Genomic DNA, 14600 nt, shown 5'->3' with positions numbered 1-14600 from the left:
CCGAGCGGCATCGCAACACCCCGTTCGTAACGTCGCTTCCGAGCCGAACGGATCGGCTGCGAACTCGAGTGGAAGGACCTGGAGTCGATGAGCGAAACCGTGGTGGTCATCGGACACGGAATGGTCGGGCACCGCTTCGTCGAGGCACTTCGCGCCCGGGACGTCGACGGCGGATGGCGAGTGGTGGTGCTCGGCGAGGAGGCCGACCCCGCGTACGACCGCGTGGGGCTCTCGGGATACGTCGGCTCCTGGGAGCGGGCCGAGCTGGCGCTGGCGGGCAACCGCTACGACGGCGACGACGCCGTGGAGTTGCGGGTCGGGGACGCCGTCGTCGCGATCGACCGCGACCGTCGCGTGGTGCGAACCGCTTCGGGCGCCGAGATCGCCTACGACGCGCTGGTGATGGCGACCGGATCGCGAGCCTTCGTGCCGCCGGTCCCGGGACACGAGACGCCGGGCTGCCACGTCTACCGGACCCTCGACGATCTGGACGCCATCCGCGCCGACGCGGAGCGGGCCCTCGCGCGCGATGCCCGCACCGCGCCGGTCGGCATGGTGGTCGGCGGCGGGCTCCTCGGACTCGAAGCCGCCAACGCTCTTCGATTGATGGGTCTGGCGCCTCACGTGGTGGAGATCAACCCGAGGCTGATGCCTCAGCAGGTGGACGCCGGGGGCGGCGAGCACCTGGCCCGGATGATCGGCGAACTCGGGATCGAGGTGTCCCTCTCGTCGGGCACCGAGTCCATCGAGCCCGGCGACGCCGGCGTGCGTGTCACACTCGCCGACGGCACGGTGGTCGACGCCGCACTCCTGGTGTTCGCCGCCGGGGTCCGCCCGCGCGACGAACTCGCCCGCGACTGCGGGCTCGCGGTGGCCGAACGGGGCGGGATCCTCACCGACGAGCGCTGTGCCACCAGCGACCCGTCGATCTACGCGATCGGCGAGGTCGCGGCGATCGACGGTCGTTGCTACGGCCTCGTGGCCCCCGGCTACGCCACCGCCGAGGTGGTCGCCGACCGGCTGCTGGGCGGCTCTGCGGTGTTCCCCGGCGCCGACATGTCCACCAAGCTCAAACTGCTCGGCGTCGACGTCGCCAGCTTCGGCGACGCGCTGAGCGCCACTCCCGGAGCGCTCGACGTGGTGGTCTCGGACCCGATCGGCGGCGTCTACGCCAAGCTCGTGCTGTCCGACGACGCGTCCACCCTGCTCGGCGGCGTGCTCGTCGGCGACGCGAGCGCATACGGCCTCCTGCGCCCGCTGGTGGGATCGAGCCTGCCGGGAGACCCGGTGAGTCTGATCAGCCCGGCCGGCGACGCACCGGCCCTCGGGGTGGGCGCGCTCGGCGACGACGCGCAGATCTGTTCGTGCAACGACGTCAGCAAGGGCACGCTGTGCGCCGCGATCGCCGACGGCGCATGCGATGTGGCGGCCCTCAAGGGCTGCACCGGCGCGGGCACGTCGTGCGGCTCGTGCGTTCCGCTGCTGTCGCAGATCCTGGCCGAGGAGGGAGTCGAGCAGTCGACCGCCCTGTGCGAGCACTTCGCGCAGTCGCGCGCCGAGCTGTTCGAGACGATCAGGGCCTGCGACATCCGGACCTTCTCCGGCATCGTCGAACGGTTCGGCACCGGCACCGGCTGCGACATCTGCAAGCCGACGGTCGCGTCCATTCTGGCGTCGATCGGCTCGGGCCACATCCTCGACGGCGAGCAGGCCTCGCTGCAGGATTCGAACGATCACTTCCTGGCGAACATCCAGCGCAACGGCACCTATTCGGTGGTCCCGCGGATGCCGGGCGGCGACGTCACGCCCGAACAGCTGATTCTGATCGGCGAGATCGCCCGCGACTTCGGTCTGTACACCAAGATCACCGGCGGTCAGCGCATCGACATGTTCGGTGCCACCGTCGACCAGCTGCCGCTGATCTGGCGGCGCCTGGTGGACGCCGGGATGGAGTCGGGCCACGCCTACGGAAAGTCGCTGCGGACCGTGAAGAGCTGCGTCGGCTCCGACTGGTGCCGGTACGGTCAGCAGGACTCCGTTCGGATGGCGATCGATCTGGAACTGCGGTACCGCGGGCTGCGGTCGCCGCACAAGATCAAGATGGGCGTCTCGGGCTGTGCCCGCGAGTGCGCCGAGGCCCGTGGGAAGGACGTCGGCGTCATCGCCACCGAGAAGGGCTGGAATCTGTACGTCGGCGGCAACGGAGGCATGACTCCCCGGCACGCGCAGCTCCTGGCCGGCGACCTGGACGATGCCACCCTCGTCGCCTACATCGACCGTTTCCTCATGTACTACATCCGCACGGCCGAACGACTTCAGCGCACCGCCGCCTGGCTCGACGGACTCGACGGCGGCATCGAGCGGCTCAAGGCCGTCGTGATCGACGACGTGCTGGGTCTGGCCGACGACTTCGAAGCCGACATGGCCCGCCACGTCGACGCCTACGAATGCGAATGGAAGGGCGTCCTCGACGACCCGGACAAGCTCCGGCGGTTCGTCTCCTTCGTCAACGCACCCGGCGTTCCCGACCCGACGGTCGCCTTCGGCGAGAGCCACGGGCGCCGAGTTCCGGTCCTGCTCGGTTCGCCCGCGCTGCCGCAGTCGTGAACCGGCCCGTTCCGCCCGCCCCCGAACACACCTGAAAGGTCTGTCATGACCCTCGCCTTCGACCTCCACCGTTGGACCCGCGACTGGACCGCCGCGTGCCACATCGACCGGCTCGACCGCCTGCGCGGCGTGGCCGTGCTGCTGCCGGACGGCGCGCAGGTGGCGCTGTTCCGGCTCGCCGACGACACGCTCCGCGCGGTGGGCAACATCGATCCGATCGCGCGTGCCGCGGTGATGTCGCGCGGCATCGTCGGCGACCGGAACGGTTTCCCGGTAGTCGCCTCGCCCTTGAAGAAGGAGGCGTTCAGCCTCATCGACGGACGCTGCCTCGATTCCCCCGGAGTGCGGATCCCGGTGTACGGCACCCGCATCGGGCTCGACGGGACCGTATTCGTGGCGAACTCCCCCGACATCCGGTTCGGCTTCCGGCCCGAGGGCTTCAAGCCCGCCACGAGTTCGGCGGCGAGCCCGCGATGACCGTCCTGCTCGTCGCGCACGGCACCCGCGACCCACGGGGCGTGGAACTGATCTATCGGCTCGCCGACGAGATCGGACGCCGCCGGGACGAGCCGGTGGCGGTGAGCTTCGTCGACGTCGTCGGGCCCTCGCCGAGCGACCTGCTCCCCGATCTGCCCGACGGCGCGGTCACGGTGCTGCCCGCGTTCCTGGCGCGCGGACACCACGTGCGGGTCGACATCGCCGCGCACCTGGCCGCGGCCCGCCGGCCGGTACGGCTGGCGCCGGCACTGGGACCGTCTCAGCTGTTGACCCGGGCGCTCACGATTCGCCTGGCCGAGGCCGGGGCGACGAGCGACGACGCCGTCGTCCTGGCCGCGGCCGGCTCCGCGGACCCGGTGGCGCAGCGGGACATCGAGACCACCGCGCGTCTGCTGTCCGCGCGGCTGGCCACACCGGTCCGCATCGCATTCGCGAGCACCCGCGCGGGCTCGCCTCACGCATCGGTCCCGGACACCGTTGCCGCCCTCCGTGCGGACACACCCGGACGCCGGATCGCGGTGGCGTCGTACCTGCTCGCCGACGGGCTGTTTCAGCAGCGCCTGGACGACTCGGGGGCCGACGTCGTCGCCCGCCCCCTCGGCCTCGCGGCACCGGTCGTCGACGCGGCCTGCGGCCGGATCGACTCGGCCGGCGAGTTCACTGCTCGTCCAGTGCCAGCCGGTAACCGCGTTTGACGACCGTCGCGATCATCTCGCGGCATCCCAGCGCGGTCCGGAGCCTGCCGATCGCCACCTCCACCGCGTGTTCGTCACCCGCGCCGATCACCGCGAGTAGATCGGTGCGCGACACCACCGTGCCCGGCCGCTGTGCGAGGGTCTTGAGCAGACGCAGCGCCGACGCGGGCACGTCACGGACCTCTCCGTCGACCACTACCGCCGAGGCATGCACGCCGAGGCGGTGCCCGGCCACCGCGAGTTCGGACTCCCGGACCGGCAGATCCTCGGCCACGAGCCGCGCCAGCGCGCCGAGCCGCATCCGGTCCGGCCAGCGCGAGGCGACCCCCGCCAGCTCGAGCGGCGCGGCGGTCACCGGGCCCACGCAGTAGACGGCGACCGCCTCCCGGAGTGCGGAGACTAACGGCTCGCGCACGCCCAGCTGAGTCGATCGCGTCAGCATCGACACGGCGGCCGGACCGGAGGTGAAGGTCACCGCGTCCAGCCGGCGGGCGGCGACGTCGTAGATCAGCGCATCGAAATCGCCGAGATCGGCGGGCCGGCGCCAGCTGTAGACCGGCACGGAGACGACATCGGCTCCCATCGCGATGAGACCGTCGACGAAGTCGCGGTTCGGGTCCCAACCGTCGATCGCACCGTGCAGCTGAACCGCCACTCGCCGACCGGCGACGTCGTCGGGGCTCAGGTGCGCCAGCACTTCGGCCGACGACTCCGATTCGGGCGACCATTCCTCGCGCAATCCCGCCGCACGCAACGCCCCGGTCACCTTCGGCCCGCGCGAAAGGATGCGCGCGCCGGCGAAGGCGCCCATCAACTCGTCGGCCAGCCCCCATTCGTCCGCGGCCTCGATCCACCCGCGGAAGCCGATTCCGGTCGTCGGGATCAGCAGATCCGGCGGCTCCGCGATCACCGCATCGGTGCCCGCGCGCAACGCCGGGTCGTCGGCCAGCGGCACCATCTCGATCGCCGGTGCGGCGACCACTCGTGCGCCTCGTCGCATGAGCAGCGCGCCGAGCTCCTCAGCTCGGCGCGCTGCGGTGACGGCGACGGTGAACCCCGCCAGCGAGGGCGGGGCCGACCGGTCGCCGGTGGTGGCAGAACTCATGAAGACAGCTTCGCAGACTGCGGTGCGCCGGGCGCATCGGCCGCCGCGCGCGGCACTCCGACGTACGCCCGCCAGGTGACGGCCGCGGCGACGAGATAGAAGGCGGCGAAGACCACCACCGCGACGGTCGCCGACCCGGAGCTCAGATACGACTGTCGCAGCACCATGTTGATCCCGACGCCGCCGAGTCCGCCGACCGCGCCCGCGATCCCGATCACCGCTCCAGACATGGCTCGCGAGTACGCCGCCCGCCCGTCCTCGTCGAGCGGCAGCGCGCGAGACTTCGCGTCGAACACCGACGGGATGATCTTGTACACCGAGCCGTTCCCCATCCCGGAGAGCACGAAGAGCGCCACGAAGCCCACCACCTGAACCTCGAGGGACGAGCCCACCAGGAGGACGGCCGCGGCGCCGACCATGCCGGCGAACACCCCGAGCGTCACTCGGCTGCCGCCGATCCGGTCGGCGAGCCTGCCGCCGTACACCCGTGCCACCGACCCGAGGAGCGGGCCGATGAAGGCGATCTGCGCGGCGTGCAGTGAGGCCTGCGCCGCGGTGTCGCCGCGATCGAGGAAGTTCAGCGCCAGTACCTGCGAGAAGGCGAAAGAGAACCCGATGAACGAGCCGAAAGTCCCGATGTAGAGCAGCGAGATCAGCCACGTGTCGCGGTCGGTGATCGCCGACCGCATCGCGGACAGGTCCACGCCCGGCCCCTCGAGGTTGTCCATGAAGAGCGCGGCGCCGAGCCCGGCCACCGCGAGCAGCACGAGGTAGATCGCGCACACCCAGTACGGTTCGCCGACCCCGGCCCACGCGATCACCAGCAGTCCCACCAACTGCACCGCGGGCACCCCGAGATTGCCGCCGCCCGCGTTCAGGCCGAGGGCCCAGCCCTTGAGGCGCTGCGGATAGAAGGCGTTGATGTTCGTCATCGACGACGCGAAGTTGCCGCCGCCGAGCCCGGCGAGTGCGGCGCACAGCAGGTACACCCAGAGCGGCTGACCCGGATTCGCGAGAAGGACGATCGTCGCCATCACCGGCACGGTCAGCACGACGGCCGAGAAGACCGTCCAGTTGCGGCCGCCGAATCGCGATGTCGCCAGGGTGTACGGGAAACGCAGCAGAGACCCGGTGAGGGTGGCCACGGCTCCGATGAGGAACTTGTCCCCCGCCGAGATGCCGTAGACGTCCGACGGCATGAACAGCACCATCACCGACCACAGCGTCCAGACGGAGAATCCGACGTGCTCGGCGACCACCGACCAGATCAGGTTGCGCCGCGCGATCGCCGATCCGCCCGCCTCCCATGCCGCGGTGTCCTCCGGATCCCAGTCGGTGATCGTCCTCGACGCGAATACTGCTCGTCGTTCTCGGGGTCGGGTGTGAGCTGGTCCCATCCGCACGCGGTGCCTCCTTCGTCCGCCCGGGCATTCGACCGGGTCGCGATCGACGCTAGGCAGGCGGTGTTGCGGGCGGTCGCCGCGGCGATCACGGGCGCGTAATGAAGCCCTCACCGACATGCGGGGAGCCGTGTGAGCAGCCTGAAACACGGCGGAATGCCGCAGTTCCGACGGTTCCGAGATGTTCCCAGAATGCTGCCAGTCGCGCGCCAGATCCTCCACAGACGGGGTCCATAAATTCATCTGTGTCGGACGCGAGATACGCGAGCGGAAATAGCCGCCGAGCCGACCGGATAAGGAGAATGACATGGCATTCGACAACAACCGCCGCCCCGAGCAGAACAACCGTCAGAACTTCGGATTCGCGCACCCCGCTCCGCGTCGGCGTCGTGAGCGTCGCTGGGATGCCCGCAATCACCGCTGGTACTGGATCTGGGTCCGCTGACCAGGTGTGAACTGATCGGGTTCCACACCCTCGGATGCGCCGGTCCCGGAAATGTATTCCGGGACCGGCGCATCGGCATTTCTATTGAAGAGAATCGGTCCGTTTCATCGATTACAGGAGATCACCCAAATGACATTTCTCACCGCGATGCGCCGATTCTCCCATTTCGCCTCCGGACATCGCGTCGCACTGAGCGGTGCCGCATTCTTTCTACTGGTCGCAGCCGCATGCGACGCCGTCGGCGTGTTCTTCCTATCCGATGTCGTCGACGGTGCCCTCGGTTCCTCCGACTGGCAGTCGTTCGCGCGTCTCGCCGCACTGTGGCTCGCCGTGACCGCGGTCAGCGTCGGTGCCGACTACGTCGGCACCCTCCTGTCGACGGTGGCCTCCGAAGGTGTGGTGCTCCGGCTCCGCACCGCTCTGTTCGCGCACGTCCAGCGGTTGGCACCGATCACGCATCGGCGCCGCGGGCTCGGCGACCTCGTCGTGCGGCATTCGAGCGACCTGGAAGCCGTCGAGCACTTGATCGGCACCGGGATGATGTCCCTGGCGGTGGCGGCCGCCAACGCGCTGGGTCTGATCGTTGCCGCGTTCGTCATGAGCCCGGTCGTCGCGGGGGTCGCACTGGCCGCATGCCCGGCCCTGTGGGCGGTCTCGTCGTTCTTCGGGAGGCGCCAGAGCCGGACGACGCACGCCGAGCGCGCAGCGAACAGTGACATCGCCGACGCCGTCTACTCCGCGCTGGCCGGCCACGAGACCACCGTCGCGTACAACCGCGAGCGCGACGAGGCCGACGAGCTGGAGCGCCACGGCCGCCGATGGGCGCGCACCCGGGTATCGCAGACGCGCATCGAAGCCGGCTTCGGCGGGGTGCTCGGCTTCGCGCAGGTGTGTCTGTCACTCACCGTCACCCTCGTCGGCGTCTGGCAGGTGCGTGAGGGCGCACTCAGCGTCGGCCAGCTGCTGGCACTGTCGGGCTACCTGGCGATGCTGTATCCCAAGCTCCAACAGATCGCCGACGTGCGGCTCGCGGTGGCCGAGGCATGCGTGAGCGCCGAGCGGATCGCGGAGATCCTCGACGAACCGGTGCACCGTGCCGAACTCGGCGACGCGCGGCCGCTGCCACCGGTCCCGAGTGGCGCCCCCGTGCCCGTGCGGCTCGACGGCGTCTGCTTCGCGTACGACGGCAGGCAGATCCTCCGAGGCGTCGACCTGGAGTTGCGGCCGGGTGTCATCACGGCTCTCATCGGCCCCAGCGGCACCGGCAAGTCGACGCTCGCATCGCTGATCTGCGCGCTGGAGGATGCGGAGTCCGGCACCGTCACCGTCGGCGGCCACGACGTGTCCGAGGTGACCGGCGCGTCGGTCCGCGAACAGGTCACGCTGCTGCCGCAGACGGCCCACATCCGGCCGGGGACGGTGGCCGACAACGTCGCGTTCGGCCGTCCGACGGCAGGCCGGGAGGAGATCATCGAGGCGGCGCGCGACGCCGGCGCCCATCGATTCATCGCCGCGCTGCCGGACGGATACGACACCGTGCTCGCCGGCGACGGCTTGGAACTGTCCGGCGGACAGCGCCGACGGATCACCATCGCGCGGGCGATGCTCCGGAACACGCCCGTCCTGATCCTCGACGAGCCGACGGCCGCGCTCGACGACGAGTCGGTCGCCGGAGTGATCGGGCCGCTGCGCCGACTGGCCCGCGGACGCACCACCCTGCTCATCACTCACGATTCGCGGCTGACCGCGATCGCCGACGAGGTGGTGCGACTCGAGGACGGGCGAATCCGCCGGGTGTCAGCTGCGCAGGTCGAGCACGCCGAGCGCGTTGCCGAGGATGGTGCCGAGATACAGGACCCCGTCGCGCTCCGCGACGGCGGTGACGAAACCGAAATCGAGGTCGTCGATCCGCACCTCGCGGGCCATCGTGCCGTCGAAGTCGAAGGCCTGTACCCAGACCACCTCCTCCGGCGTCGGTCCGACACCCTGCGGGGCCCGCGCGAGCACCTTCCGGGCCCGCAGCGGAAGCCGGAAGATGCCCTCCAGCACAGCATTCCGCGGTGAGGCGAGCGCCACCCACAGTCGCCCGTCGCTGCCGATCGACATGTTGTCCGGATAACCGCCCAGACCGTCGAGGAAGACCTCGGAGGTGCCCGCCGCCGGTCCGGTGAGCCAGTACCGCGAGATCCGGGAGGCCCCCGTCTCCGCGACCAGCACGTAGTCCTCACCGGGGCCCAGGACCACGCCGTTCGCGAACTGCAGATCGTCGCGCAGCACCTGGACCTCACCGCTCGGCGACAGTCGCATGAGCCTGCCGGTCCCGGAGTGCTCGATGATGTCCGCCCGCCAGCGGTCGAACATGAAGTTCTGAGACGACGACGAGAAGTACAGCGTTCCGTCGGAGGCGTGGGCGACGTTGCTGGCGAACCGCAGCGGCCTGCCGTCCACCGTGTCGACGAGCACTCGTGCGCGCGAGCGATCCGGATCCAGGACGAGCAGCCCGCGATCGTGGTCGCAGATGTAGATCGAACCGTCGGCACCGTAGTCGAGGCCGAGGAGCCGTCCGGCGGTGTCGGCCAGCACGCTGATCTCCCCCGTCGACGGCTCCACCGACAGCAGACGACCGTCGTCGAGTCCGGTCACGACCCGCCCGTCGGGCAGGCAGATCACGTCCTCGGGTGCGGTTCCGGGAAGGGCGATGCGGCGAAACGAGGTCACGGCCAAGTCTTAGCAGCAAATCGGCGGCGGTGTGTCCGACCCGCCGCTTTATATGCATCGGAGTTCATATGAACCATATTGCATAGAACTAAGGTGCATTGCTACGGTGTCACGCATGGCACTCGAGCACGCGATCCTCGTCTCGCTCTCCGAGCGGCCCGGGACCGGGTACGAGATCGGGCAGCAGTTCTCGCGGTCGATCGGATACTTCTGGTCGGCTACGCACCAGCAGATCTACCGGACGCTCAAGAAGCTGCACTCCGACGGGCTGGTGAGCTTCGAATCCGTGGCACAGGACGGCCGCCCGGACAAGAAGGTGTACACGCTCTCGCAGGCGGGACGCGACATGCTCGCCGAGTGGGTGAACAGCCCGACGCCGCTCCCGCCGCTGCGCAGCGATCTCGGAGTCAAGCTGCGCGCCGCCGATCTCGGCGACCTGCCGACGGTGATGGCCGAACTCCGCGCCCACCGCGACGAGGCCGCCGCGATGCTCGAGGTGTATCGGGGATGGGTGGAGCAGTACTACCCCGATCCCGATGCCCTCTCCGGACGCAAGCTGAACCAGTACCTGGTGCTCCGCGGCGGGGTCCGGATGAGCGAGCAGACCGTCGACTGGTGCGACGAGGTGCTCGACCGCTTCCAGCGCGAACTCGAGCGCTCTGCCGCCGTCGCCGCCCCGCAGCACTGAATTCCACAGAAACCACTGCATCCCACCGAGACCCACAACGAGAAAGGTCGCCCAATGACAGCCCAGACGGCGCCCAACGCCCACTTCCCCAGACTGTTCGAACCGCTTCGGATCGGCGGGATCACGCTCGACAACCGCGTCGTCATGGGATCGATGCACACCGGCCTGGAGGACCGGTTGTGGGACACGCCCAAACTCGCCGCCTACTACGCCGAACGCGCCCGCGGCGGCGTCGGGCTCATCATCACGGGCGGTTTCGCACCGTCGCGCACCGGACAGCTGCTGCCCTTCGCGGGCAAGATGACGAACCGTGCCGATGTGCTCCGGCACCGCGAGTTCACCAAGGCCGTCCATGCCGAGGGCGGAAAGATCGCCCTGCAGATCATTCACGCGGGGCGCTACGGGTATACGCCCTTCAAGGTTGCCGCCGGCAGCGAGCCGAGCCCGATTCACCCGTTCAAACACCTCAAGATGACCGAGCAGATCATCTGGCATGTGATCCGCTCATTCGGCACCGCGGCGCAGCTCGCGCACCGAGCCGGCTACGACGCGATCGAGCTGATGGGCGGCGAGGGATACCTGATCAACCAGTTCCTCTGCCCGCACACCAACGACCGCACCGACAAGTGGGGCGGCAGCACCGAGAACCGTCAGCGCTTCCTCGTCGAGATCATCAAGGACGTGCGCGGGAAGGTGCCGCGCGAGTTCCCGGTCATCCTGCGCCAGAGCGTCGCCGACTTCGTGAAGAACGGACAGACCTTCGACGAGATCGCACTGCTCGCCAAGCGGGCCGAGGAACACGGCGTCGACGCCATCAACACCGACATCGGCTGGCACGAGGCCCAGGTACCGACGATCGTGACGTCGGTACCGCGGGGCGCGTTCGTCAAGTTCACCGAGCGGCTGCGCGATGTGGTGGACATCCCGCTGATCGCGTCCAACCGCATCAACACCCCGGACGTCGCCGAGGAGATCCTCGAGCGCGGCAAGGTGGACGCGGTGTCGATGGCCCGCCCGCTGCTGGCCGACCCGGAGTTCGTCGACAAGGCGCGCACCGGCCGCGCCGACGAGATCAACACGTGCATCGGCTGCAATCAGGCGTGCCTGGATCACGCCTTCGTCGGTCAGAAGGTCTCGTGCCTGCTGAACCCGCGCGCCGGCCGCGAGACGGTCCTCACCCTGGGGGCCACCCGCACGGCCAAGCGGGTGGCCGTCGTCGGAGCCGGTCCCGCCGGGCTGTCGGCGGCCGTCTCCGCCGCGCAGCGCGGCCACCGCGTCGACCTCTACGAGGCCGGGCCGGCCATCGGCGGGCAGTTCTCCATCGCCGCCCGCATCCCCGGCAAGGAGGAGTTCAACGAGACCATCCGGTACTTCACCCGCCAGCTCGAGATCAACCACGTCGCCGTTCACCTCGACACCCGGGTGGGCGCACAGGAGCTCATCGACGGCGGGTACGACCAGGTGATCGTCGCGACCGGCGTGGTCCCGCGCGTGCCTGCGATCGACGGCATCGACCACCCGATGGTCATGTCGTACGCCGACGCGGTCCTCGGCCACCGCGAGGTCGGCAAGCGCGTGGCCGTCATCGGTGCGGGCGGCATCGGATTCGACGTCACCGAATTCCTCACCACCGATGAGTCGCCGACACTGAACCTCAAGGAATGGGAGCAGGAGTGGGGCGTCACCGACGACCTCGACACTCCCGGCTTCCTGACCGAGCCGAGGCCGATGCCCGCCGTGCGCGAGGTGTACATGGTGCAGCGCAAGCCGGGCAAGCAGGGCAAGTCGCTCGGCAAGACCACCGGCTGGGTGCATCGTGCCGCGGTCAAGATGAAGGGCGTCGAACAGATCTCCGGCGCCACCTACGACAGGATCGACGACGCCGGCCTGCACATCACGCTGCACGACAAGGAGGGCAACGAGGTCGGCAAGCGCCTGCTCGAGGTGGACAACGTCGTCGTCTGCGCCGGTCAGGAATCGGTGCGCGACTTGGTCGACCCGCTGACCGCGGCCGGTGTGATCACCCACGTCATCGGCGGTGCCGACCTCGCGTCCGAACTCGACGCCAAGCGCGCCATCCGGCAGGGCACGGAGGTCGCCGCGGGCTTGCCGTGAGGTGCTGCTCTCTACGATGACTCGGTACCCGCATCGGAACGACGGCGCCCGCGACCAGAAGAGAAGAGCCCGAATGAACGAGAACGAGATCGTCATGATCGCCACCTTCCCGAACATCCCGGAGGAGAACGTCGCCGCGTTCACGGCGGCCGTCGCCGAGTCCCTCGACGCGGTGCGGACGGAGAAGGGCAACCTGCAGTACGACTGGTTCATGGACGACGACCGCAGCCGATGCGTGGTGCTGGAGCGCTACCGAGACGCGGCGGCGGTGGTCGAACACGTCGGCAATGTGGCCGAGGTCCTTCCGCGGCTGGCTCAGCTCGGGGGCGGGGTGGAGATCGACGTATTCGGCACGCTCCCCGCGGACCTGCACGCCGCACTCGAACCCCGCGTGCGAGCGATCCACGGTCTCGTCGCGGGCAAGTAGCCGACACCTTTCGGCCGATGTCCGAGGCCGTCGATACGATGTGGCCCATGTTGATGCCGCCTCGTTCGTCTGCCCGCGCCGTGGTCACCGGAGCGTCCTCCGGCATCGGAATGGCGTTGGCGCGGACGCTCGCCGCTCGCGGCCACTCGGTGATCCTGGTGGCGCGGCGGGAGAACGTACTTCATGAGCTCGCCATCGAACTGCGGTCGCGATTCCAGGTGGACGCGGACGTGCGGGCGGCGGACCTCTCCGATCTCGACGCGGTCGACGCACTGTGCGACGAACTGTCGAGTCGCGAGATCTCCATCCTCTGCAATAACGCGGGGATCGCGACCTTCGGGCCGCTCGCCGGCCTCGACTCCGCGTACGAGCGCGCCCAGGTCCGGCTCAACGCGAACGCCGTGCACGATCTCACTCTCGCGGTTCTTCCGCAGATGGTCGAACGCGGCTCCGGCGGCATCCTGATGGTCGGCTCCGCCGCAGGCAATATGCCGATTCCCAACAATGCGACGTATGCGGCGACGAAGGCCTTCGTCAACACCTTCAGCGAGTCGCTGCGCGGGGAACTCAAAGACACCGGGGTGCACGTCACACTGCTGGCTCCGGGACCGGTCCGCACGCACACCCCCACCGCCGAGGAGGCGTCGATCGTCGACAAGCTGGTCCCGGGCTTCCTCTGGCACGATTCCCAGAAGGTAGCGGAGATGAGCCTGGATGCGTTGAGCCGCAACAAGATGCGCGTGGTTCCGGGGACACTGAGCAAGGCGATGTCCGTGGCCGGCGGCTATTCGCCGCGTGCCGTGGTCGCGCCGATCGTCGGCAAGTTCTACAGCAAGCTCGGCGAAGGCGAGTAGCTCGTACCGCGCACGCGGACAGACGGCGGCACGCCGTCCCGATTACAGTTGATCGAGTGCAAGACAAACTCGTGTGGATCGACTGTGAGATGACCGGACTGGATATCGGCTCGGACAAGCTCATCGAAATCGCCGCTCTCGTCACCGACAGCGACTTGAACATCATCGGCGAGGGGGTCGACCTCGTCATCCACGCCGACGACGAGGCCCTCGCGGGCATGCCCGAGGTGGTCGCCAAGATGCATGCCGACTCCGGGCTCACCGAAGAGGTGCGCGCCTCCACCGTCACGCTCGCCGAAGCGGAGAAGGCGGTTCTGGACTACCTGCGCGAGCACATCACCACGGCCGGCGCGGCCCCGCTCGCGGGCAACTCCATCGGCACCGATCGCGGCTTCATCGCCCGGGACATGCCCGAGCTGAACGCCTACCTGCACTATCGGATGGTGGACGTCAGCTCGATCAAGGAGCTGTGCCGTCGCTGGTACCCGCCGATCTACTTCGGTCAGCCGCAGAAGGGGCTCGCCCATCGCGCACTCGCCGACATCCGCGAATCGATCCGGGAACTGCGCTACTACCGCGAGACCGCCTTCGTTCCCGCCCCCGGCCCCGACGCGAAGACCCTCGAAGAGGTCGTCGAACGGCTTGGCCCCGCGTAAACACGCTGGTCAGGAACCGATTGGAGTTTCTGGGTGAAAACCGGCTAGAGTATGAGCCTGGCTCGGCAAACAACGTGTGAACGCTGTGCAGCTGCGCCGATGGTGAGTGTAGTTCAGTTGGTAGAGCACCAGGTTGTGATCCTGGCTGTCGCGGGTTCGAGTCCCGTCACTCACCCCGAAGAACGACGAGGGCCCGGACGGCGAGAACGCCGACCGGGCCCTCGTCGCATATCGCACGGACTCCTCACCCCACGGGCAAGAACATCGGGTTAAAGGCCAGAATGTGTGTACGGTTCGGGCGTGGCGTCGGGTGGTTTACCGGTTTCGGCCTCCCCATCCGTGTTGGATGCCGTTGCCGTCTTCCCAGTTGAAGCCTGTGTCGTAGGCGGCGG

At 69.0% G+C, this 14600-nt stretch carries 12 protein-coding genes, 1 tRNA gene and 1 pseudogene; 11 read left to right on the top strand and 3 right to left on the bottom strand.

The features are described from left to right. The first annotated feature begins 87 nt into the window (after positions 1–87). Genes nirB through ABFX36_RS04820 form a run of 3 tightly spaced genes read left to right on the top strand, consistent with a single transcriptional unit; the run spans position 88 to position 3800 of the window. Positions 88–2607, top strand: coding sequence for a nitrite reductase large subunit NirB (nirB, locus tag ABFX36_RS04830; RefSeq protein ID WP_346075184.1), 2520 nt, complete (start codon positions 88–90; stop codon positions 2605–2607). 45 nt (positions 2608–2652) lie between these two features. Then, complete coding sequence (gene nirD / locus ABFX36_RS04825) at positions 2653–3084, top strand: nitrite reductase small subunit NirD (RefSeq protein WP_278127020.1); 432 nt, start codon at positions 2653–2655, stop codon at positions 3082–3084. Beyond that, a complete protein-coding gene (locus ABFX36_RS04820) occupies positions 3081–3800 on the top strand; it encodes a sirohydrochlorin chelatase (protein ID WP_346075181.1) in 720 nt (239 codons plus the stop codon). Before nirD ends, ABFX36_RS04820 begins: the two co-directional genes overlap by 4 nt. Here the strand turns inward: ABFX36_RS04820 and ABFX36_RS04815 are convergent. Together ABFX36_RS04815 and ABFX36_RS04810 are read right to left on the bottom strand one after the other, a co-directional pair. Then, on the bottom strand, positions 3763–4905 hold the full coding sequence (locus ABFX36_RS04815; RefSeq protein ID WP_346075179.1) for a uroporphyrinogen-III synthase: 1143 nt from the start codon (positions 4903–4905) through the stop codon (positions 3763–3765). The two genes, ABFX36_RS04820 and ABFX36_RS04815, sit on opposite strands and share 38 nt — an antisense overlap. Continuing rightward, positions 4902–6302 carry an MFS transporter gene (locus ABFX36_RS04810; protein WP_346075429.1) on the bottom strand — a complete coding sequence of 467 codons (1401 nt, stop codon included), beginning with the start codon at positions 6300–6302 and terminating at the stop codon, positions 4902–4904. Before ABFX36_RS04810 ends, ABFX36_RS04815 begins: the two co-directional genes overlap by 4 nt. 310 nt (positions 6303–6612) lie before the next feature. Between ABFX36_RS04810 and ABFX36_RS04805 the strand changes: the two genes are divergently transcribed. Beyond that, positions 6613–6750, top strand: coding sequence for a hypothetical protein (locus tag ABFX36_RS04805; protein WP_156150514.1), 138 nt, complete (start codon positions 6613–6615; stop codon positions 6748–6750). 129 nt (positions 6751–6879) lie between these two features. Continuing rightward, positions 6880–8814 (top strand): ABC transporter ATP-binding protein, encoded by a 1935-nt coding sequence (locus ABFX36_RS04800; RefSeq protein WP_346075177.1) that lies wholly within the window; start codon positions 6880–6882, stop codon positions 8812–8814. A gap of 9 nt (positions 8815–8823) precedes the next feature. Here the strand turns inward: ABFX36_RS04800 and ABFX36_RS04795 are convergent. After that, a pseudogene (locus ABFX36_RS04795) lies at positions 8824–9468 on the bottom strand (SMP-30/gluconolactonase/LRE family protein); the annotation flags it as partial. Positions 9469–9583: 115 nt separating this feature from the next. Between ABFX36_RS04795 and ABFX36_RS04790 the strand changes: the two are divergent. The 6 genes from ABFX36_RS04790 (at position 9584) to ABFX36_RS04765 (ending at position 14383) form a co-directional block, all read left to right on the top strand. Further along, positions 9584–10156, top strand: coding sequence for a PadR family transcriptional regulator (locus ABFX36_RS04790; RefSeq protein WP_006896595.1), 573 nt, complete (start codon positions 9584–9586; stop codon positions 10154–10156). Positions 10157–10210: 54 nt separating this feature from the next. Beyond that, complete coding sequence (locus ABFX36_RS04785; RefSeq protein WP_346075175.1) at positions 10211–12271, top strand: oxidoreductase; 2061 nt, start codon at positions 10211–10213, stop codon at positions 12269–12271. A gap of 73 nt (positions 12272–12344) precedes the next feature. Beyond that, a complete protein-coding gene (locus tag ABFX36_RS04780; protein ID WP_346075173.1) occupies positions 12345–12698 on the top strand; it encodes a putative quinol monooxygenase in 354 nt (117 codons plus the stop codon). A gap of 47 nt (positions 12699–12745) precedes the next feature. Next, entirely contained in the window at positions 12746–13552 is an 807-nt protein-coding gene (gene cmrA / locus ABFX36_RS04775) for a mycolate reductase (protein ID WP_006896592.1), read from the top strand. 56 nt (positions 13553–13608) lie between these two features. Continuing rightward, positions 13609–14208 (top strand): oligoribonuclease, encoded by a 600-nt coding sequence (gene orn, locus ABFX36_RS04770; protein WP_006896591.1) that lies wholly within the window; start codon positions 13609–13611, stop codon positions 14206–14208. Between the two features lie 102 nt (positions 14209–14310). After that, positions 14311–14383, top strand: a tRNA-His gene (locus ABFX36_RS04765). Positions 14384–14600: the final 217 nt, after the last annotated feature.

The sequence above is a fragment of the Gordonia cholesterolivorans genome, from assembly GCF_039531975.1.
In the GTDB taxonomy this organism is placed as follows: Bacteria; Actinomycetota; Actinomycetes; order Mycobacteriales; family Mycobacteriaceae; genus Gordonia; species Gordonia sihwensis.
This window is presented reverse-complemented; position numbering and strand designations above follow the sequence as displayed.